General features: G+C 59.1%; 16 protein-coding genes and 1 other RNA gene. 7 read left to right on the top strand and 10 right to left on the bottom strand.

Going from position 1 to position 18,660, the window contains the following annotated elements; all coding sequences use genetic code 11:
* Positions 1-79: 79 nt before the first annotated feature.
* Both dnaK and grpE read right to left on the bottom strand, forming a co-directional pair.
* On the bottom strand, positions 80-1,996 hold the full coding sequence (dnaK, locus tag TU82_RS20330; protein WP_057725008.1) for a molecular chaperone DnaK: 1,917 nt from the start codon (positions 1,994-1,996) through the stop codon (positions 80-82).
* 103 nt (positions 1,997-2,099) lie between these two features.
* Positions 2,100-2,660, bottom strand: coding sequence for a nucleotide exchange factor GrpE (grpE, locus tag TU82_RS20325; RefSeq protein WP_057725007.1), 561 nt, complete (start codon positions 2,658-2,660; stop codon positions 2,100-2,102).
* A gap of 254 nt (positions 2,661-2,914) precedes the next feature.
* Between grpE and recN the strand changes: the two genes are divergently transcribed.
* A complete protein-coding gene (gene recN, locus TU82_RS20320; RefSeq protein ID WP_057725006.1) occupies positions 2,915-4,588 on the top strand; it encodes a DNA repair protein RecN in 1,674 nt (557 codons plus the stop codon).
* Positions 4,589-4,673: 85 nt separating this feature from the next.
* Here recN and fur read toward each other — a convergent pair whose 3' ends face one another.
* The gene (gene fur / locus TU82_RS20315) at positions 4,674-5,078 is read right to left on the bottom strand and encodes a ferric iron uptake transcriptional regulator (RefSeq protein ID WP_003194220.1); all 405 of its coding nucleotides are present in this window, start codon (positions 5,076-5,078) and stop codon (positions 4,674-4,676) included.
* Between the two features lie 98 nt (positions 5,079-5,176).
* Here fur and TU82_RS20310 point away from each other — a divergent pair, with 98 nt between their 5' ends.
* Positions 5,177-5,704 (top strand): outer membrane protein assembly factor BamE, encoded by a 528-nt coding sequence (locus tag TU82_RS20310; protein ID WP_057725005.1) that lies wholly within the window; start codon positions 5,177-5,179, stop codon positions 5,702-5,704.
* Between the two features lie 59 nt (positions 5,705-5,763).
* Here TU82_RS20310 and TU82_RS20305 read toward each other — a convergent pair whose 3' ends face one another.
* Together TU82_RS20305 and TU82_RS20300 are read right to left on the bottom strand one after the other, a co-directional pair.
* Positions 5,764-6,063, bottom strand: coding sequence for an RnfH family protein (locus TU82_RS20305; protein WP_057725004.1), 300 nt, complete (start codon positions 6,061-6,063; stop codon positions 5,764-5,766).
* A complete protein-coding gene (locus tag TU82_RS20300) occupies positions 6,056-6,490 on the bottom strand; it encodes a type II toxin-antitoxin system RatA family toxin (RefSeq protein WP_057725003.1) in 435 nt (144 codons plus the stop codon). The genes TU82_RS20305 and TU82_RS20300 overlap by 8 nt, the downstream gene beginning before the upstream one ends.
* Positions 6,491-6,659: 169 nt before the next feature.
* On the opposite strand from TU82_RS20300, the gene smpB reads away from it, so the two are divergent.
* Positions 6,660-7,142, top strand: coding sequence for an SsrA-binding protein SmpB (smpB, locus tag TU82_RS20295; protein WP_003235073.1), 483 nt, complete (start codon positions 6,660-6,662; stop codon positions 7,140-7,142).
* Between the two features lie 37 nt (positions 7,143-7,179).
* On the opposite strand, the gene TU82_RS20290 is transcribed toward smpB, so the two are convergent.
* Positions 7,180-7,947, bottom strand: a complete 768-nt coding sequence (locus TU82_RS20290; protein WP_057725002.1) for a GntR family transcriptional regulator — start codon at positions 7,945-7,947, stop codon at positions 7,180-7,182.
* 250 nt (positions 7,948-8,197) lie between these two features.
* Between TU82_RS20290 and TU82_RS20285 the strand changes: the two genes are divergently transcribed.
* From TU82_RS20285 to ssrA, 4 genes are all read left to right on the top strand, one after another.
* Positions 8,198-9,892, top strand: a complete 1,695-nt coding sequence (locus TU82_RS20285; protein WP_057725001.1) for a lactate permease LctP family transporter — start codon at positions 8,198-8,200, stop codon at positions 9,890-9,892.
* Between the two features lie 70 nt (positions 9,893-9,962).
* On the top strand, positions 9,963-12,773 hold the full coding sequence (locus tag TU82_RS20280; RefSeq protein WP_057725000.1) for an FAD-binding and (Fe-S)-binding domain-containing protein: 2,811 nt from the start codon (positions 9,963-9,965) through the stop codon (positions 12,771-12,773).
* A 138-nt stretch (positions 12,774-12,911) separates the two neighbouring features.
* On the top strand, positions 12,912-13,190 hold the full coding sequence (locus TU82_RS20275) for a hypothetical protein (protein ID WP_057724999.1): 279 nt from the start codon (positions 12,912-12,914) through the stop codon (positions 13,188-13,190).
* 93 nt (positions 13,191-13,283) lie between these two features.
* Positions 13,284-13,681: a transfer-messenger RNA gene (ssrA, locus tag TU82_RS28100) on the top strand.
* A 187-nt stretch (positions 13,682-13,868) separates the two neighbouring features.
* On the opposite strand, the gene TU82_RS20270 is transcribed toward ssrA, so the two are convergent.
* The 4 genes from TU82_RS20270 to TU82_RS20255 form a co-directional block, all read right to left on the bottom strand.
* Entirely contained in the window at positions 13,869-15,002 is a 1,134-nt protein-coding gene (locus TU82_RS20270; protein ID WP_231982783.1) for an MFS transporter, read from the bottom strand.
* A gap of 136 nt (positions 15,003-15,138) precedes the next feature.
* Positions 15,139-16,995: an asparagine synthase (glutamine-hydrolyzing) gene (asnB, locus tag TU82_RS20265; protein ID WP_057724997.1), complete on the bottom strand. Its 1,857-nt coding sequence runs from the start codon at positions 16,993-16,995 to the stop codon at positions 15,139-15,141.
* 65 nt (positions 16,996-17,060) lie between these two features.
* The gene (locus TU82_RS20260) at positions 17,061-17,567 is read right to left on the bottom strand and encodes a flavin reductase (RefSeq protein ID WP_057724996.1); all 507 of its coding nucleotides are present in this window, start codon (positions 17,565-17,567) and stop codon (positions 17,061-17,063) included.
* 54 nt (positions 17,568-17,621) lie between these two features.
* On the bottom strand, positions 17,622-18,653 hold the full coding sequence (locus TU82_RS20255) for a pyridoxal-phosphate dependent enzyme (protein ID WP_057724995.1): 1,032 nt from the start codon (positions 18,651-18,653) through the stop codon (positions 17,622-17,624).
* Positions 18,654-18,660 lie beyond the last annotated feature (7 nt).

The raw sequence follows: 18,660 nt of genomic DNA, 5'->3' as shown, positions 1-18,660 counted from the left end.
CACGCCAACGCGGGAGCAAGCTCCCGCGCGGCGACATCCTACCAGTCACCGCTTGAAAGCGGTCAACCGGACAACCCAATTACTTGTTGTCTTTGACTTCTTCGAACTCGGCATCGACAACGTCGTCGTGCTTGGCTTCAGGCTCTGCCTGTTGCGCCGCAGCGTCAGCTGGCTGACCTTGTTCGGCATACATTTTCTGAGCGACCGGCGCGGAGACTTTCGACAGCTCCTCGATTTTGCTCTCGATAGCAGCCTTGTCATCGCCCTTAACGGCGGCTTCCAGGGCAACCACGGCAGCCTCAATCGCGGCTTTCTCTTCAGCAGTCACTTTGTCGCCAGCGTCAGCGACCATTTTGCGCGTCGAGTGAACCAGCGCATCACCCTGGTTACGGGCACCGGCCAGCTCGGCGAACTTGGCGTCGGCATCAGCATTGGCTTCAGCATCACGAATCATCTGTTGAATTTCTTCATCAGACAGGCCGGAGTTGGCCTTGATGGTGATCTTCTGCTCTTTGCCGGTTGCCTTGTCTTTCGCACCAACGTGCAGGATACCGTTGGCGTCGATGTCGAAGGTCACTTCGATCTGCGGCACGCCACGCGGTGCTGGTGGAATCTCGGCCAGGTCGAACTTGCCCAGGGACTTGTTCTGGGCAGCCTGCTTACGCTCACCTTGCAGCACGTGAATGGTCACAGCGCCCTGGTTGTCGTCGGCCGTCGAGAACACCTGGGATTTCTTGGTAGGAATCGTGGTGTTTTTCTCGATCAGCGCGGTCATCACGCCACCCATGGTTTCGATACCCAGGGTCAGCGGGCTGACGTCCAGCAGCAACACGTCTTTCACGTCACCGGCCAATACCGCGCCCTGGATGGCAGCACCCATGGCAACCGCTTCGTCCGGGTTCACGTCTTTACGTGCTTCTTTACCGAAGAACTCGGTAACTTTCTGCTGCACCAGCGGCATGCGGGTCTGACCACCGACCAGGATCACGTCGTTGATCGAGCCAACGTCAATACCGGCGTCTTTCAGTGCGATGCGGCATGGCTCGATGGTGCGCTGAACCAGGTCTTCAACCAGTGCTTCCAACTTGGCGCGAGAAATCTTTACGTTCAAGTGCTTTGGACCGGTGGCATCGGCAGTGATGTACGGCAGGTTCACGTCGGTCGACATGCTCGACGACAGTTCGATCTTGGCTTTCTCGGCGGCTTCTTTCAGGCGCTGCATCGCCAGCGGGTCACCCTTGAGGTTCATGCCGCTTTCTTTCTTGAATTCGTCAACGAGGTAGTCGATCAGACGGATGTCGAAGTCTTCACCACCCAGGAAGGTGTCGCCGTTGGTGGCCAACACTTCGAACTGGTGCTCGCCGTCAACTTCAGCGATCTCGATGACCGAAACGTCGAAAGTACCACCACCCAGGTCATAAACGATCACAGTGTGGTCGCCTTTGGCCTTGTCCATACCGTAAGCCAGAGCAGCTGCGGTGGGTTCGTTGATGATACGTTTTACGTCCAGACCCGCGATGCGGCCGGCGTCTTTGGTCGCCTGGCGCTGGCTGTCGTTGAAGTAGGCCGGAACTGTGATGACCGCTTCGGTCACGGTTTCACCGAGGTAGTCTTCGGCGGTCTTCTTCATCTTCTTCAAGACTTCAGCCGAGATCTGCGGCGCGGACATCTTGTTGCCGTTTACTTCAACCCAGGCGTCACCGTTGTCGGCCTTGGCGATTTTGTAAGGCACCATCTTGATGTCTTTCTGTACGACTTCTTCGTCGAACTTGCGACCGATCAGACGCTTTACCGCGTACAGGGTGTTGTGCGGGTTGGTAACGGCCTGACGCTTGGCCGACTGACCGACCAGGATCTCGCCGTCGTTGGCGTAAGCGATGATCGACGGCGTGGTACGCGCGCCTTCAGCGTTTTCGATAACTTTGGCCTTGCCGTTTTCCATGACCGAGACGCACGAGTTGGTGGTCCCCAGGTCGATACCGATAATTTTGCCCATGACTTGACTCTCCCGAAACTTGAATTTGGTTGCCGCAGCAGTTGTGGCTAACTGCGGTAGCACTTAATCGCTTGACTTATAAATGGGGGCCTTGCGGCGGATTTCAAGCCTGCTCATCAATAGAAGGCGAAACGGGTGCGGGAGCCTTGCTCACCACCACCATCGCCGGGCGCAGCAAGCGTCCGTTGAGCAGATAGCCCTTCTGGAATACCTTCAACACGCTGTTGGGCTCCAGGTCGTGGCTTTCCTGCATCGCCATCGCCTGGTGGTGCTCGGCGTTGAACGGCTCGCCGCCTTGCGGATCGATGGCTTCCAGCTGATAACGCTTCAGGGTGTCCTGGAACATTTTCAGGGTCAGTTCGATCCCCTCACGCATTGGGCGGATGTTTTCATCATCCGGATTGGACAGCTCAAGGCCGCGCTCCAGACTGTCGATAATCGGCAGCAGGTCGTTGGCGAATTTTTCCAAGGCGAATTTGTGAGCCTTTTCGACGTCCTGCTCGGCACGGCGGCGGACGTTCTGCAGATCGGCGGCAACACGCAACGACTGATCCTGCGCTGCGGCCAATTGCTCTTCGAGCACTTGCACACGAGTCCCCAGCTCATCACCGGCAGCCGAATTGGCGTCTGGCGTTTGCGTATCCTGCGTCTGTTCGTCAGCCATAGATTTCTCCTTTCAAAATCATGCGCGAACTCAACTCGCGCTTCTGTTCCGGTATATGGGGCCACAATTTTCAGGTTCAAGGGCGTAGGCGTTACCAAAAGTCTTTCGCATGTCCCGGATCATTTCCCGCTTATACATTCCTGAATGCGCTAAAAAAACTCGGCGATCAAGCAAATCGAGCTAAGCGCCAGGATTGTCAGCTCCAAACAAAACACTGTATAAATAACCAGACCTAAAGCCTGGGAGCGACCTTCATGCTCGTGCACCTGTCCGTACATAACTACGCCATCGTTGAACATCTGGATCTCGAACTGGATCGCGGCATGAGCGTAATCACAGGCGAGACCGGCGCCGGCAAGTCGATCATGCTCGATGCCCTGGGCCTGACGCTCGGAGACCGCGCCGACAGTGGCGTGGTACGCCCCGGCGCCGACAAGGCCGATATCCTGGCCACCTTCGACCTGGCGGATATTCCCGAGGCCGAGGCCTGGCTGGCCGAGCGCGACCTCAATAACGAGGGCCCGTGCATTCTGCGCCGGGTGATCACCGCCGAAGGACGCTCACGCGGCTACATCAACGGCACACCCTGCCCCCTTGGCGACTTGAAAGCCTTGGGTGAACTGCTGATTGATATCCACAGCCAGCATGAGCATCAGTCCCTGCTGAAAACCGACACCCATCGCCGTCTGCTCGACGAATACGCCGGCGCCACCGAACTTGCCCGCCAGGTTCACCTTGCCGCCCAACGCTGGCGCCAGACGCGCCAGGAGCTTGAACGCCTTTCCAACTCCGGCGACGAGCAACGCGCTCGCCACCAATTGCTCAGCTATCAACTCGAAGAACTTGAAAGCCTGGGCCTGGGCGAGAACGAACTCGAGCAGCTTGAACAGGAACACAAGAACCTGACCAACGCCGAGACGCTGCTGGGTATCTGTCGCCAGGTGATCGAGCAATGCAGCGAAAGTGATTCCGGCAATGTGCTTAACGCGCTGACCGCGAGCCTCAATCGCCTGTCCAGCGTGAATAACGCGTCCGGCTCACTGAGTGAAGCCACCACTTTGCTGACCAGCGCGCAGATCCAGGTAGAGGAAGCGGTGGGTGAACTGAACCGCTTTCTGGATCATTTCGATGCCGACCCGGCGCGCTTGCAGGTGATAGAAGAGCGCCTGGACACGATTTACACCCTGGCGCGCAAACATCGCATCCAGCCAACCGAAGTGGCGGCGATGCAGCAAAAGCTGCTGGATGAAATCGAGACCCTGAACGCGAACGACGAGTCCATTGAGCGCCTCGGCGAAGAACTCGCCTCCTTCGCCCGCCATTACCAGGAAAAGGCCCGTGAGCTGAGCGACCTTCGCCAGCAGGCCGCCACTCGCCTGGCCGGTGCGGTGGAGCAGGAAATCCAGCGCCTGGGCATGCCCGGTGGCCGCTTCACCATTCAGTTGCACGCCAATACCAGCCATGAGCTGCAACCCCATGGACTGGAACAGGTGGAGCTGCTGGTCAGCGCCAACCCGGGGCAACCGCTCAAAGCCCTGGCAAAAGTTGCCTCCGGCGGCGAGCTTTCACGGATCAGCCTGGCGATCCAGGTCATCACCGCGCAAACCTCGCGCGTACCGACCCTGGTGTTCGATGAAGTGGACGTAGGCATTGGCGGGCCGACCGCCGAAATCGTTGGCCAGTTGTTGCGACGCCTGGGCGATCGGGGCCAGGTGCTGACGGTGACTCACTTGCCGCAAGTGGCGGCCCAGGGGCATCAGCACTTGTTCGTGCACAAGATGCGAGGCAGCGATGCGACGCGCACAGCCGTGTCCAAGCTGAACAAGTCAGAGCGCGTAGAAGAAGTGGCGCGGATGCTGGGCGGTATTGATTTGACCAAAGAGTCCCTGGCCCATGCGAAGAAAATGGTCGTAGCGGCGAAGGCCTGAAGCGAGCATTTTTCTTCTTATATAAAGCACGAAGGCGACCCTAGGGTCGCCTTCAATCGTTTCGCAGAACAAATCTGCGTCGATTTTACTTTTTCTTACGGATGTACAGCACCAGATTATGGTCGACCAAATCGAAGCCATGCTCCTCAGCGATCTTATGCTGCAGCGCTTCGATCTCAGGGCTGGTGAACTCGATAACCTCATTGGTATCCAGGTCAACCATATGGTCGTGGTGCCCGCCGTCGGCCAATTCAAACACTGCATGACCGCCGTCGAAATTATGACGAACCACCAGCCCTGCGGCTTCAAACTGGGTCAGGACACGGTAAACCGTGGCCAGGCCGACGTCTTCATTAGACTCCATCAGCGCCTTGTAAACGTCCTCGGCACTCATGTGGCGCTGCTCAGCAGAATCGAGCATTTGTAGAATCTTGACTCGGGGCAGAGTCACTTTGAGACCGGCTTTGCGTAGTTCGCTATTTTCAACCATGGTTAGCTTTCTCGCGGATGCTGCTTCGCAGCTTCTCTTAATACGGGTATGATCGGCGTTTACGTTGTCCCAGCCAAGATAGTGGAAGTCGCCCACCGATGCAAAACACCAAGCTCTTGCTAACCAGTTTCACCTTTGTGGGACTGCTCGCACTCGCCGGTTGTTCATTCCCCGGGGTTTACAAAATCGACATCCAGCAGGGCAATGTCGTCACGCAGGACATGATAGACCAGTTACGCCCGGGAATGACCCGACGGCAAGTACGGTTTATCATGGGCAACCCCCTGCTGACCGACACTTTCCATGCCGATCGCTGGGATTATCTCTACAGCCTCCAGCCTGGCGGCGGTGAGCGCCAGCAGGAGCGCGTCAGTGTCATTTTCAATGGCAATGACCAGCTTGTCAGCCTGTCCGGCGACTTCATGCCTGGCGTCAGCCGCGATGAAGCGCTGCTGGGCAAGGACAGCGGCACCAGCGTGACCGCGCCTGCACAGGAAGCCGAGAAGCCGAAATCCGAGGTGCCGGCCAAGCCAGGCTCCTTGCTGGACCAGATCCAGAAAGACGTCGATGGCGTGGAAACCGTGCCCGTCCCGACGCCACAGCCTCTGGACACCAGCCCGCAGTAACAAAGCGATACCCAATAAAAAGCCCGGCATGCCGGGCTTTTTGTTGTCTGGCCGATTTATCAGCTTTGCTGCCTGGCCCTCGCCGCTTTGGCCGCGCGCTGCCTGCGCACTTCCTTGGGATCTGCCAGCAGCGGCCGGTAGATCTCAATTCGATCACCCGGCTGGACGACACGCATATCAGCGTCCGCAACCACCTTTCCGAAAATCCCCAACGGGCATTCAGCCAGCATCAATTGCGGAAACTGTTCAGCAATCCCCGACATGCGCACCGCCTCTCTCAGGCTCGTACCCACCGGGACCGTCACCGCCAGTAAAAGCTGGCGATCAACGGCGGCATGCACCACCTCGATTTCAACCATGCAGCTGCTTGGCCCGCTCACAGAACGCATCCACCAGCGTATTCGCCGCCTGATTGAACAAAGGCCCTAATGTCGCCCTGATAATCGGTCCTGCGTAGTCGAAGGACAAATCCAGGCTGATCTTGCAGGCCTTGTCCGTCAGCGCCTTGAATACCCATACGCCATGCAGTTGGGTAAATGGCCCCTCCTGCAGATTCATCTCGATGGATTTTCCAGGCACCAGCACATTGCGCGTAACAAAATGCTGGCTAAGCCCACCCTTGGCTACGCCGACGCTGGCAACCATATACTCGTCACCGCCCTCCAGAACCTCGGCAGTGGAGCACCACGGCAGGAATTCCGGGTAACGCGCGACGTCGTTGACCAGGTCATAGAGCGCCTGTGCGGGATACGGCAGCAGGGCCGAACGTTGAATATGCGTCGTCATGTGAGCGTTATTTCCACAGCTGAGCGGGCAAACATCGCGAAACAACAGCCAGATCCGCGAGAGAAAAAAACCAGAGAACTGCCCGCATTGTCCGGGATTCGTCCAACACGCTCAAGCACGCAGGTTGACCGTAGCCGACACGCTCGCAACTCCCTATAATGCCGCCCCTATGGCTAAACAAAAGAAACACCCCACAGGGACCATCGCGCAAAATAAAAAGGCGCGACACGATTACTTCATCGAACATCGGTTCGAGGCTGGTCTGGTCCTGGCCGGCTGGGAAGTAAAAAGTCTGCGTGCCAGCAAGCTGCAGCTGGTCGACAGCTATGTGCTGCTCAAGGATGGCGAGGCGTGGCTGCTGGGCAGTCATATCACCCCGCTGACCACCGCGAGCACCCACGTGATTGCCGACCCGGTGCGCACGCGCAAGCTGCTACTCAACGCACGCGAGCTGGAAAAACTCGCTGCGGCAGTGCAACAGAAAGGCTACGCCTGCATCTGCCTGTCCTGGTACTGGAGCAAGCACTTGGTCAAGTGCGAAATTGCGCTGGGCAAGGGCAAGAAGGAATACGACAAACGCGATACCGAACGCGAGCGCGACTCCAATCGCGAGTTGCATCGCGCGGTGCGCAACAAGGGCAAGGAAGACTGACCTTGTGACAATGTAGCTTCGGGCCACTCGCCCGAAGCTACATGCCTTTACGTCGCTCCGCCCTGGCTACGCGCTGAACTTCCTGACGAACCTCCTCCAGCACTTCCTGCACATACAGCAGGTGACGTGTTGAAATCTCCCGAGCCTGCTCGGCCCGCCCTTCAATAATGGCCAGGTACAGATCGCGATGCTGACTGATCAGCATGTCGCGGGTCTCGGTGCGCTGCTGATACATGCCGCCAATGTTAGTCACCACGTTGCGCTTGAGCAGATCGAACAGCCCCCGAATGGTATGCAGCAACACGGCGTTATGACTGGCCTCGGCAATAGCCAGGTGAAACCGCGCATCGGCCGCGCCCTCCTCCACTCGACTCACCTCATCGACCCGCGCATAGCAATCCTGCAACGCCTCGAACGCCGCCGTCAGCCGTTCACGGTCCACTTCGGTTGCGCGTAACGCCGCGTAATAAGCACAGGAAGCCTCGAGCGTCTGGCGAAACTCCAGCAGGTCCCGCTGCGCTTCCGGATTGTTTTCCAGCAGATGCAACAGAGGGTCGCTGAAGGTCGACCCCAGGGATTCCACCACATAGTTGCCGCCACCCTGACGACTGACCAGCAGCCCTTTGGCCGCCAGCTTCTGGATCGCTTCGCGCAGCGATGGGCGCGACACGCCAAATTGCTCAGCCAATGCGCGCTCGGCCGGCAAGCGCTCGCCCGACTTCAGCGTGCCCTCAAGGATCATGCCCTCGAGCTGCTCGACAATATCGTCAGACAAACGGCGCTGACGCACCTGATCAAACCCCATACCCACTCTCCACCATCCCGACCACGCGCCGGGGCTTCTATTCTGGCCTATCGCCGCGTTCCCGGCACCTAGCAGAACGCCTCGGATTTACCCGATCAGAACGCCGCACGCCCACCCGTACGACCAAAGTTTCGCGGGCGGCAAATTGACACACCCCTGCCAAGCCTCTTAATCTAGCCCACAACGACTGTAAATTGGTATTACCAATTATCCAAGGCGTACAAACAACAACAATCAGGGGCCACCCCATATGCAAACCTGGCAACAGCTCTACAGCCCACTCGGCAGTCTCGGCGTGTCCGCACTGGCCGCCGTCATCCCCATCGTATTTTTCTTCCTGGCCCTGGCTGTATTCCGCCTCAAGGGGCACGTGGCCGGCAGCATTACCCTCGCGCTGTCGATCCTGGTGGCCATCTTCGCCTTCCAGATGCCGGTGGACATGGCCCTGGCCGCCGCCGGCTACGGCTTCGCCTATGGCTTGTGGCCGATTGCGTGGATCATCGTAGCGGCGGTATTTCTCTACAAGTTGACGGTCAAGAGCGGCCAGTTCGAAGTCATCCGCAGCTCGGTCCTGTCGATTACCGACGACCAACGCCTGCAGGTACTGCTGATCGGCTTCTGCTTCGGCGCCTTCCTCGAAGGGGCGGCCGGTTTCGGCGCGCCCGTTGCAATTACCGCCGCGCTGCTGGTCGGCCTGGGCTTCAATCCGCTCTACGCCGCCGGCCTGTGCCTGATTGCCAACACCGCCCCGGTCGCCTTTGGTGCGCTGGGCATCCCGATCATCGTGGCGGGCCAGGTCACCGGCATCGACGCCTTCAAGATCGGCGCCATGACCGGCCGCCAACTGCCCCTGCTGTCGCTGTTCGTGCCGTTCTGGCTGGTGTTCATGATGGACGGCCTGCGCGGCGTTCGCGAAACCTGGCCGGCAGCCCTGGTGGCCGGCCTGAGCTTTGCCGTCACCCAGTACTTCACCTCCAACTTCATCGGCCCGGAACTGCCCGACATCACCTCGGCACTGGCCAGCCTGATTGCCCTGACCTTGTTCCTCAAAGTCTGGCAACCCAAGCGCAGCGCCGGCGCGCAGATTGCCGGCGCCACCTCGGGCACGGCGGTTACCGCCAGCGCCGGCGGCTTCGGCTTGCCCCGCAACACGCTTGTTTCGCCGTACAGCCTGGGGCAGATTTTCAAGGCTTGGTCGCCCTTCCTGATCCTCACCGTGCTGGTCACCATCTGGACCCTCAAGCCCTTCAAGGCGTTGTTCGCCGCGGGCGGCTCGATGTACGGCTGGGTGTTCAACTTCGCGATCCCGCACCTGGACCAACTGGTGATCAAAGTCGCGCCAATCGTCACCAACCCCACCGCCATACCCGCCGTATTCAAGCTGGACCCGATTTCAGCAACCGGCACTGCAATTTTCTTCTCTGCACTGATCTCGATGGCGGTACTGAAAATAGATACTAAAACTGGTCTTACCACTTTAAAAGAGACCTTCTACGAGCTGCGCTGGCCGATCCTGTCCATCGGCATGGTGCTGGCCTTCGCCTTTGTCACCAACTACTCGGGCATGTCCTCGACCATGGCCCTGGTGCTGGCGGGCACCGGCGCGGCCTTCCCGTTTTTCTCACCGTTCCTCGGCTGGCTCGGCGTTTTCCTGACAGGCTCGGACACCTCGTCCAACGCACTGTTCAGCTCGTTGCAGGCCACCACCGCCCACCAGATCGGCGTCAACGACACCTTGCTGGTGGCGGCGAATACCAGTGGCGGCGTGACCGGCAAAATGATTTCGCCGCAATCGATCGCCGTGGCCTGTGCCGCGACCGGCCTGGTCGGCAAGGAATCCGACCTGTTCCGCTTCACCCTTAAACACAGCCTGTTCTTTGCCACGATCGTCGGGCTGATCACCCTGGCGCAGGCGTATTGGTTCACCGATATGCTGGTGCACTGAAACCTGCACGCAATAGAGTAAGAATCGACGCCGGACAACGGTTCCGGCGTCAGCTAATTCTGGAGGACCGATGAGCCTGCCTGCCGCATTCCTGAGCGACGTCGCACAACTGATCCCGAAGGATCGTCGTTTTGACGACCCACTTTCCACCCTCGCCTTCGGCACCGACGCCAGCTTTTACCGATTGATCCCACAGCTGGTGATACGCGTGGAGTCGGAAGACGAAGTGGTCACGCTGCTGCAACTGGCCCAGCGCGACCGCGTCGCCGTGACCTTCCGCGCGGCGGGCACCAGCTTGTCCGGCCAGGCCATCAGCGACTCGGTGCTGATCGTGCTGGGTGATCAGTGGAATGGCCGCGAAATTCGCGGGCAAGGCCTGCAGATCCGCCTGCAACCCGGCGTCATCGGCGCTCAGGCCAATGCCTGGCTTGCGCCATTCGGGCGCAAGATCGGGCCGGACCCGGCGTCGATCAACGCCTGCAAGATCGGCGGCATCGTCGCCAACAACGCCAGTGGCATGTGCTGCGGGACGGCGCAAAACACCTATCACACTTTGGCAGGCATTCGTCTGGTGCTGGCCGATGGCAGCCGCCTGGATACCGAAGATCCCACCAGCGTCCAGGCCTTCCGCCACACCCACGGCGCGCTACTTGAACGCCTGGCCACACTGGGCCGCGAGACGCGGGCAAACGCCGAACTGGCCGCAAAGATCCGCCACAAATACCGTCTGAAAAATACCACCGGCCTGTCGCTGAATGCCCTGGTGGATTTCGATGACCCGCTGGATATTCTCAGCCATTTGCTGGTGGGGTCCGAGGGCACGTTGGCGTTTATCAGCGCCGTGACCTACGACACGGTGATTGATCACCCGAACAAAGCCTCGGCACTCATCGTATTCCCGGACGTCGAGACCTGCTGCAACGCGGTCACCGTGCTGAAAACCCAGCCGGTGTCGGCGGTTGAGCTGCTGGACCGGCGCAGCCTGCGCTCGGTACAGAACAAACCGGGCATGCCGGCGTTCGTACAGCAACTATCGGAAAATGCCTGCGCGCTGCTGATCGAATCCCGCGCCGCCACTTCCTCGCTACTGCATGAACAACTGGCGCTGATCATGGCCTCCCTCGCCTCTTTCCCGGTAGAGAAGCAAGTCAACTTCACCGAAGACCCGCTGGAAAACGCCCGGCTCTGGGCGATCCGCAAGGACACCTTCCCCGCCGTAGGCGCCGTGCGCAAAACCGGCACCACCGTGATCATCGAGGACGTCACCTTCCCGGTCGAGCAACTGGCGCTTGGCGTCAACCGCTTGATCGAACTGTTCGACAAACACCACTACGACGAAGCCATCCTTTTCGGACACGCCCTGGAAGGCAATCTGCACTTCGTCTTCACCCAAGGCTTCAACAGCGCGGAAGAAGTCGCACGCTATCAAGCGTTCATGGGCGACGTTGCCCAACTGGTGGCGGTTGAATTCGGTGGCTCGTTGAAAGCCGAACACGGCACCGGTCGCAATATGGCGCCGTTTGTCGAGCTGGAATGGGGCAGCGATGCCTACCAACTGATGTGGCAGCTCAAGCGCCTGCTCGACCCCAACGGCATCCTCAACCCGGACGTGGTGCTCAGCGACGACCCGCAGATTCACCTTAAACACCTCAAGCCCCTGCCCGCCGCCGATGAGCTTGTGGATAAGTGCATCGAATGCGGGTTCTGCGAGCCGGTGTGCCCGTCGAAAGGCCTGACCCTGAGCCCGCGCCAGCGCATCGTGATCTGGCGCGACATCCAGGCCAAACAACGCGCCGGCGTCGACACCACCGAACTGGAGGCCGCCTACCACTACCAAGGCATCGACACCTGCGCCGCGACCGGGCTCTGCGCCCAACGCTGCCCCGTAGGCATCAATACCGGCGACCTGGTGAAAAAGCTGCGCAGCCGCGACGCCGACCGTACGAAAACCGCCGAATGGCTCGCCACCCATTTCGCCATCGCACTGCAAGGCGCGCGCTTTACCCTGCATGTCGCCAACGGCGCACGCATGCTGCTGGGTGCCACGCGTCTGGCAAAGTTATCGGCCACCGTCACCCGGTTGTCCAAGGGGCAAGTCCCGCAATGGACCAACGCCATGCCGCAACCGGAAAAAGCCATTCGTTTCAGCCCGGCCGTCACCGACGAGCGACCACGGGTGGTCTACCTGGCAGCATGCGTCTCACGCGCCATGGGCCCGGCGGCGGGGGATAAAGAGCAAATGTCGCTGTACGACAAAACCCGCAGCCTGCTGGAAAAAGCCGGTTACCAGGTCGTCTTCCCCGACCATCAGGACAACCTGTGCTGCGGCCAACCCTTCGCCTCCAAAGGCTATGCCGAACAGGCCGAACACAAGCGCCAGGAACTGATCGGCGCCCTGCTCCACGCCAGTCGCGGCGGCCTCGACCCGATCTACTGCGACACCAGCCCGTGCACCCTGCGCCTGACGCAAGACCTGGGCGAGACACGCCTGGACCTCTACGACCCGGTCCGCTTTATTCGCACCCACCTCATGGACCGCCTCGACTTCACGCCGCAGGAGGCGCCCATTGCCGTCCACGTCACCTGCAGCACCCAGCACCTGGGCGAAAGCCAGGCGCTGATCGACCTCGCCCGACGCTGCGCCAGAACCGTCGTCATTCCCGAAGGCATTCACTGCTGCGGCTTTGCCGGCGACAAAGGCTTCACCACCCCGGAACTCAACGCCCACTCACTGCGCACCCTCAAGGACGCGGTGCAACACTGCAGCGAAGGCATCTCCACCAGCCGCACCTGCGAGATCGGCCTGAGCCTGCACGGCGGCATCGACTATCACGGGCTGGTCTACCTCGTGGACCGCGTCACCCAGGCCCGCGCCCATTAAGCCCGCAAAATAAAACAGAACCCCTGCGCGCCGACGTAGTCATCTGCATAGGCCTCGACAAGCGAGGCCCATCAGTGATGTCGCTGGCAGGCCCTCAACGCCAGCAGCGTCGAGCCCTTTTGCGCAAGGAGATACCCTATGAAGCGTTCCGCTCTTGCTGGCTTGTTCATCACCGCTGCGATGCTGGCATCCCCCGCCTTTGCGGCCGGCGATAAAGACCTCTGCGAGATCAACCTGGACAAAATCAACAACGGCAAAGCCCTGCTGTCCACCGACACCAGTGGCAAAAGCGGCGAAATCGACACCGCCGTCGCCCAAGCCAAGGCAGCCAGCGCCGCCGGTGACCACAAAAAGTGCATCGAAATCACCTCCAAGGCCCTGCAAGACCTGCAGAACAGCGACAAAGGCGGTCAGTAAGCGATAGGGCCGACCTTCGGGTTGGCCTTTCGTGAAGGTTTGGCGTACACTACACAAGCTTGTCACTCACTAGAAACAACGAGTTACAAGCACGGGGCCGTTTAGGATTCGACGCCGGTCGCGAAACTTTAGGTGCATGCCGAGTTGGTAACAGAACTCGTAAATCCACTGTTGCAACTTCTTATAGTTGCCAATGACGCCAATCCAAGCTGGGACAACTCCATCGCTGCGTAAGCAGCCTTAGAGCCTGAGCTTCTGGTACCTTCGGGTCCAGCAATCACCAGGGGATGTCTGTAAACCCAAAGTGATTGTCATATAGAACAGAATCGCCGTGCAGTACGTTGTGGACGAAGCGGCTAAAACTTACACAACTCGCCCAAAGCACCCTGCCCTTCGGGTCGCTGAGGGTTAACTTAATAGAAACGGCTACGCATGTAGTACCGACAGCGGAGTACTGGCGGACGGGGGTTCAAATCCCCCCGGCTCCACCACTTCAACGAAAAAAGACGTCCACGGACGTCTTTTTTTGTGCCTGAAATCCAGTGAGTACGGGGGTTTCAGGGCTGCGGGGGCTTTACCGCCTGGTTCGAACTGAAGAAGGACTCGGTCACGCCAGCGTATGCCGAAGACATCTGCCCGTCTAAGCCTTTGCAACTGAGATATCAGCGTCCTCCCGTTTCACAAGAACGCGGGTTCTGTCCGAGCGCGGACTCCTGCGGCAACCATCAGAACGATGGCAGGGACAATCACCACGCTGGCCGATAGCATCGCCCCCTTGAAGCCGGCCACATTCAGCGCTTCTCCGCCGATAATCACACCCAGCCCGATCGCGCTATTCAGTACAGCTGTATGGATTGCTGTGGCCGGTACCGTGTGATCACCAGCAATCCTCAAGACCCAGGTTTGCAGGCCGGTAAACAAAGCGGAAATGGCCACCCCCCAGATCACCAGCAAGACAACCACCGGCGCGATACCCAGAAGAGGACCGTAAATGCCCAAGGTAACCAAGGCCAATGCCATCGCAATCAACGCTATCAGAATGAAAGCGCTCAAGTAGCGATCAATAAAGAGCGCACTCAGCAGATTGCCCAGGAAACCTGCGGCCCCGAAGGCGAATAGCAAGACAGCAATCAAGTACGTCGTAATCCCAGGTACCTGGCCAATAAACGGCTCGACGAAAGTGTAGGCACCGAAATGCGCAGCCGCAGTCAACCCGGTGATGACGTAAGTGATCAACAGGTCCCTGCGCCGCAGTACCGATGCAAAACCTACCCCCCTGGCAAGCGAATGAATCTGCATGGAGGGAAGCACCAGTGCTATCGCACCAGCGCTGGCAACACACATCAACGCCAGGCAAACAAAGGCAGTGCGCCAACCATCGTATTGGCCCACCAGATTGATCAACGGAACGCCCATGACCGTGGCGATCGTAATGCCGCCCAACACGATCGAAGTGGCTAGCCCCATGCGATGCAGGGGCACAATATGCGCGGCAGTGGCAGCCACGATTGCCCAAAACACGCCATGAGCCAATGCGCCGAAGGCGCGAGCGCCTAGCAGCGTCGAAAATTCGGGGGATAACGCCGCCAGGCCGTTGGATACGGCCAGTATCAGCATCAACGCGATCAGCAGCGTCTTACGGGGAATCCAGCGGTTCAGCCAGTTGGATAACAAGCCACTGGCAGCCCCGATCCATGCGTACAGCGTCACCGTCAACCCGACGGTGGACGGAGTTTGACCCAGGTCGGATGATATCTGCGACAACAAACCAATGGGGGCGAACTCGGACGTCACCATCGTGAACGAGGCCATACACAACACACTAACTGCACACCATATCCGCAAGGCTGAGCTGACCATTGGTAATGTCCATCCCTGTTCACTGCTGAGTCATCGTGAACCCACTCGCGTCGCCGGCGCTGCACGGGTGGGCTCCAAACCTTCTGCGTTAGATATCCACGGACACATCATACTCGGCGAGCCAGCTGTTCATGCCAACCACCCGCTCCATGCCCATGCGCTCGTGCAACGGGGAGACTTTCCCCGCCTCCCTGCCCAGCGTGTCCTTGACTCGGCCCAGATCCAATAGCTGGCGCACCGGTGCATTCGGGTCCGCCGCGATACTGGACATGGCCGAACGCAATTCTTTTTCGTAAGCCGGATCCTGGGTTGCCGGATAAGGGTTTTTGATTCGTTGCACGATGGAATCCGGGAGTAAGTCCCGTGCCGCCGCACGCAAGATACTCTTCTCCCGGCCGTCGAAGGTTTTCATTTCCCAGGGAATATTGAAGGCATACTCAACCAACCGGTGATCACAGAACGGCACCCGAAGTTCGAGCCCCACCGCCATGCTCATACGGTCCTTGCGGTCCAGCAGGGACTGCACGTAACGAGTCAGGTGAATATGGGTGATCTGGCGCATCCGCCGGTTGGTAGCGTCTTCTCCCGGCAATTGCGGCACCGCATCGAGTGCTTGACGGTAGCTGTCTTGCACGAAAGCGGGCATATCCAGTTTCGTCAGCAAGCCCTGATCAAACAGGTTTTTGCCGTCGAACAACTTGACCGTCGCCATGGACATCCACGGGAAGGTATCGGCGGGAATGGCAGCCGGGTCATGGAACCAGCGGTACCCACCGAAGACCTCGTCTGCGGCCTCGCCAGACAGTGCAACCGTGGATTGTTTACGCACTTCCTCAAAAAGGCGGTAAAGCGAAGGATAAAGGTCCCCCCAATAGGCCGGCGGCAAGTCAAGCGCGCGGACGACGGCAAGACGCAATGCCGGATCGGCCAACTCTCGGCTGTCTAGGATGATCTGGCCGTGATTGGAATCCACCCACTTGACCAAGTCCCAGACAAAGGGTGTATCGGGGGTCAGGCGGAAGCCATCACTGACGAACTCTTCACCGTGGTCCTTGAAGTCGAGGGAGAACGTACGCACATTTTCCTTGCCCTGGGCCAACAGCTTTTTGGAGGCCAGGGATGTGATGGTCGAAGAATCCAGACCGCCCGACAGCAGCACGCACAGAGGCACATCGGTGATCATCTGGCGATCTACAATGTCCTCGAGCAAATCACGGGTATGCTGGATGGTTTGCTGCAGCGAATCACCGTGCTCGCGGGCTTCCAGTTGCCAATAACGGCGAGTCTTGATGCCATCGCGGTTGACCTTGACAATCTCACCGGGCAGCACCTCTCGCATGCCCGCAAAGATCGCCTGCCCCGGCGTCTTGACCAGTTCCAACAGTTCGCGCATGCCGTCGGCCTGGATTCGCCGGGGCACCAGGGCGTTGGCCAGGATGGCCTTGGGCTCCGAGCCGAAGATCACGCCATCAGCGGTAGGAAAGTAGAACAGAGGCTTAACGCCCATCCTGTCACGGACCAGCAGCAGCTCCTGTTTGCGTATATCCCACAACGCAAAACCGTACATGCCATTCAGGCGCTCGGCGAACTGTTCCCCCCATTCGACATAGGCCCGCAACACCACTTCGGTATCACTGTTGGTTTTGAAATGATGCCCTTTGCTCACCAGCTCAGCACGCAACTCACGAAAGTTGTAGACCTCACCGACATAGCTGATGACCGCTACATCGTCGTCGTAACCCGGCTGGTTGGCAGCCATGGGCTGTCTGCCCCCTTCCAGATCGATCACCGACAAACGTCGATGGCCCAGGGCAATTGGCCCCTCGATCCACAAGCCTTCACCGTCAGGACCGCGCAGGGCCATGGTATCGGTCATTCGCTGGACAGTGTCCCGGTGCTGCCTCAGATCCCTTGAGTAAGAAAGCCAACCCGCCATTCCGCACATAGTGTTATCTCCTGATGTTAGGGAAACTCGTTAAGCATCGAATAATTAAAAAAACGCATGCCGGCTCATAGCGCCGCCAGGCGAATGAAACGCCGGTTGAAGTAGCCCAACCCCTCCTGTGTACTACCTACCTGCACACTCACCGGCTCGCAGAACAGCACTCCGTGGGAGTGAACACGGTGAGTGGCGACAATCCGGCAATCAAAAGTCACCAATGCATCCGTGAGTAAGGGCGAGCCTGTGGTCCCGGTATGCCATTGGCCAAAAGAGAACTTTTCGACAGTGCTGCGGGGTTTGGCGAATATCTCGCTCAGCTCAGCGGCATGGGGCCCCAGTACATTGACGCTCAATATTTCGCTCTGCAGACACGCCTGGAAAGTGCTCGACCGTTGATTGAGGCATACCAGCAACGTCGGCGGAGTATCCGATACGCTGCAGACGGACGTGGCGGTCATGCCTTCAGGACGACCATTGACGCGCGTAGTGATGATGCAGACGCCTGCCGCGAGCCTAGCCATGCCGTCGTGATAATCCTGCCGGGGTATGGCCTCGGTTTGAATGAAGTCAAACATGCAGCATCCTCATGGACGAACAGGCAAACGAAACGCAAAGGGAAGTGTCGCGCCTCAATAGCTCATTGAAGCCAAATGCTCGGCATCCACTCCCGGCCTGGACCTTTTGAAATCGCTGGCCTGCAGGTCTTGGCGCATTGCCTCGACGCCGTACAACGTGATCTGTTTTTCGTCCACCCAACGGTCGTCATACAGCGTATCGAGGTAGTTCGTGCCGCTGTCAGGCATGATTGCCAGGACACTTTTCGCCGAGGAGCCATACAGGCATTGCAGCGCGCCGTAGGCCACCAGCCCTGCCGAACCGCCCAGCAGCAAACCGTTTTCACGGGCCAGAATCCGGCACATCGAGATCGCATGGTGATCATCAATCAAGCTGTGGTAGTCAAAGCAATCCAGGTGGGTATTGGCCGAGCGCCAGGCCAGGCCGACACCGTTGAGCAAGTAAGGCGAAAAAGCCCCACCCAGAACCGCGGACCCCACCACATCGCACGCCAGGACCTTGACCTGCGGGCGTTCGAGCTTGATCCCCCTGGCGATACCGGACAGATGCCCACCCGTGCTGACGCAGCCGGCTAACACGTCGTAATCGAGACTGGCGAACTCCTTGGCCGAGACCTTCTCGTGATAAGCCGGGTTATGCGGATTGTCATACTGGTTGGGCCAGTAGGCACCGGGGTACTCGTGCAGTAGTTGCTGGACCCTTTCGATCCGCGCGCGTTGATAGCCTCCCTGACCGTCCGGCGCTGTCACCAAGTCAACCTGCGCGCCATAGGCTTTGTACCAATTGATCGCACTAGAGCTAACCTTAGGGTCGACCACCACGATCACTTTCAAGCCCATCGCCGCGCCGATCATCGCCAGGGATTTGCCGAGATTGCCGGAGGTGGATTCGATCAAGGTGCCACCAGCCGCCAGAAGACCGGACTCCAGGGCTGCCAGCACTAGGCCCAAGGCGGTCCGATCCTTGATGCTGTGGTTGGGGTTAAATTGCTCCAGCTTCAAATAGAGCTTCTTGCCGCTGGGCACCAGCGAGTGGGAAAGCTCAAGGACTGGACACGATCCAATGGTTTCCAAAATGCTCTTCACAAGGCGA

This window comes from Pseudomonas orientalis, assembly GCF_001439815.1.
In the GTDB taxonomy this organism is placed as follows: Bacteria; Pseudomonadota; Gammaproteobacteria; order Pseudomonadales; family Pseudomonadaceae; genus Aquipseudomonas; species Aquipseudomonas orientalis.
This window is presented reverse-complemented; position numbering and strand designations above follow the sequence as displayed.

Excerpts from the sequence above, each read along its gene's own strand:
- dnaK (WP_057725008.1), bottom strand. The coding sequence starts at position 1,996 with ATGGGCAAAATTATCGGTATCGACCTGGGGACCACCAACTCGTGCGTC.
- grpE (WP_057725007.1), bottom strand. The coding sequence starts at position 2,660 with ATGGCTGACGAACAGACGCAGGATACGCAAACGCCAGACGCCAATTCG.
- recN (WP_057725006.1), top strand. The coding sequence starts at position 2,915 with ATGCTCGTGCACCTGTCCGTACATAACTACGCCATCGTTGAACATCTG.
- fur (WP_003194220.1), bottom strand. The coding sequence starts at position 5,078 with ATGGTTGAAAATAGCGAACTACGCAAAGCCGGTCTCAAAGTGACTCTG.
- TU82_RS20310 (WP_057725005.1), top strand. The coding sequence starts at position 5,177 with ATGCAAAACACCAAGCTCTTGCTAACCAGTTTCACCTTTGTGGGACTG.
- TU82_RS20305 (WP_057725004.1), bottom strand. The coding sequence starts at position 6,063 with ATGGTTGAAATCGAGGTGGTGCATGCCGCCGTTGATCGCCAGCTTTTA.
- TU82_RS20300 (WP_057725003.1), bottom strand. The coding sequence starts at position 6,490 with ATGACGACGCATATTCAACGTTCGGCCCTGCTGCCGTATCCCGCACAG.
- smpB (WP_003235073.1), top strand. The coding sequence starts at position 6,660 with ATGGCTAAACAAAAGAAACACCCCACAGGGACCATCGCGCAAAATAAA.
- TU82_RS20290 (WP_057725002.1), bottom strand. The coding sequence starts at position 7,947 with ATGGGGTTTGATCAGGTGCGTCAGCGCCGTTTGTCTGACGATATTGTC.
- TU82_RS20285 (WP_057725001.1), top strand. The coding sequence starts at position 8,198 with ATGCAAACCTGGCAACAGCTCTACAGCCCACTCGGCAGTCTCGGCGTG.
- TU82_RS20280 (WP_057725000.1), top strand. The coding sequence starts at position 9,963 with ATGAGCCTGCCTGCCGCATTCCTGAGCGACGTCGCACAACTGATCCCG.
- TU82_RS20275 (WP_057724999.1), top strand. The coding sequence starts at position 12,912 with ATGAAGCGTTCCGCTCTTGCTGGCTTGTTCATCACCGCTGCGATGCTG.
- TU82_RS20270 (WP_231982783.1), bottom strand. The coding sequence starts at position 15,002 with ATGGCCTCGTTCACGATGGTGACGTCCGAGTTCGCCCCCATTGGTTTG.
- asnB (WP_057724997.1), bottom strand. The coding sequence starts at position 16,995 with ATGTGCGGAATGGCGGGTTGGCTTTCTTACTCAAGGGATCTGAGGCAG.
- TU82_RS20260 (WP_057724996.1), bottom strand. The coding sequence starts at position 17,567 with ATGTTTGACTTCATTCAAACCGAGGCCATACCCCGGCAGGATTATCAC.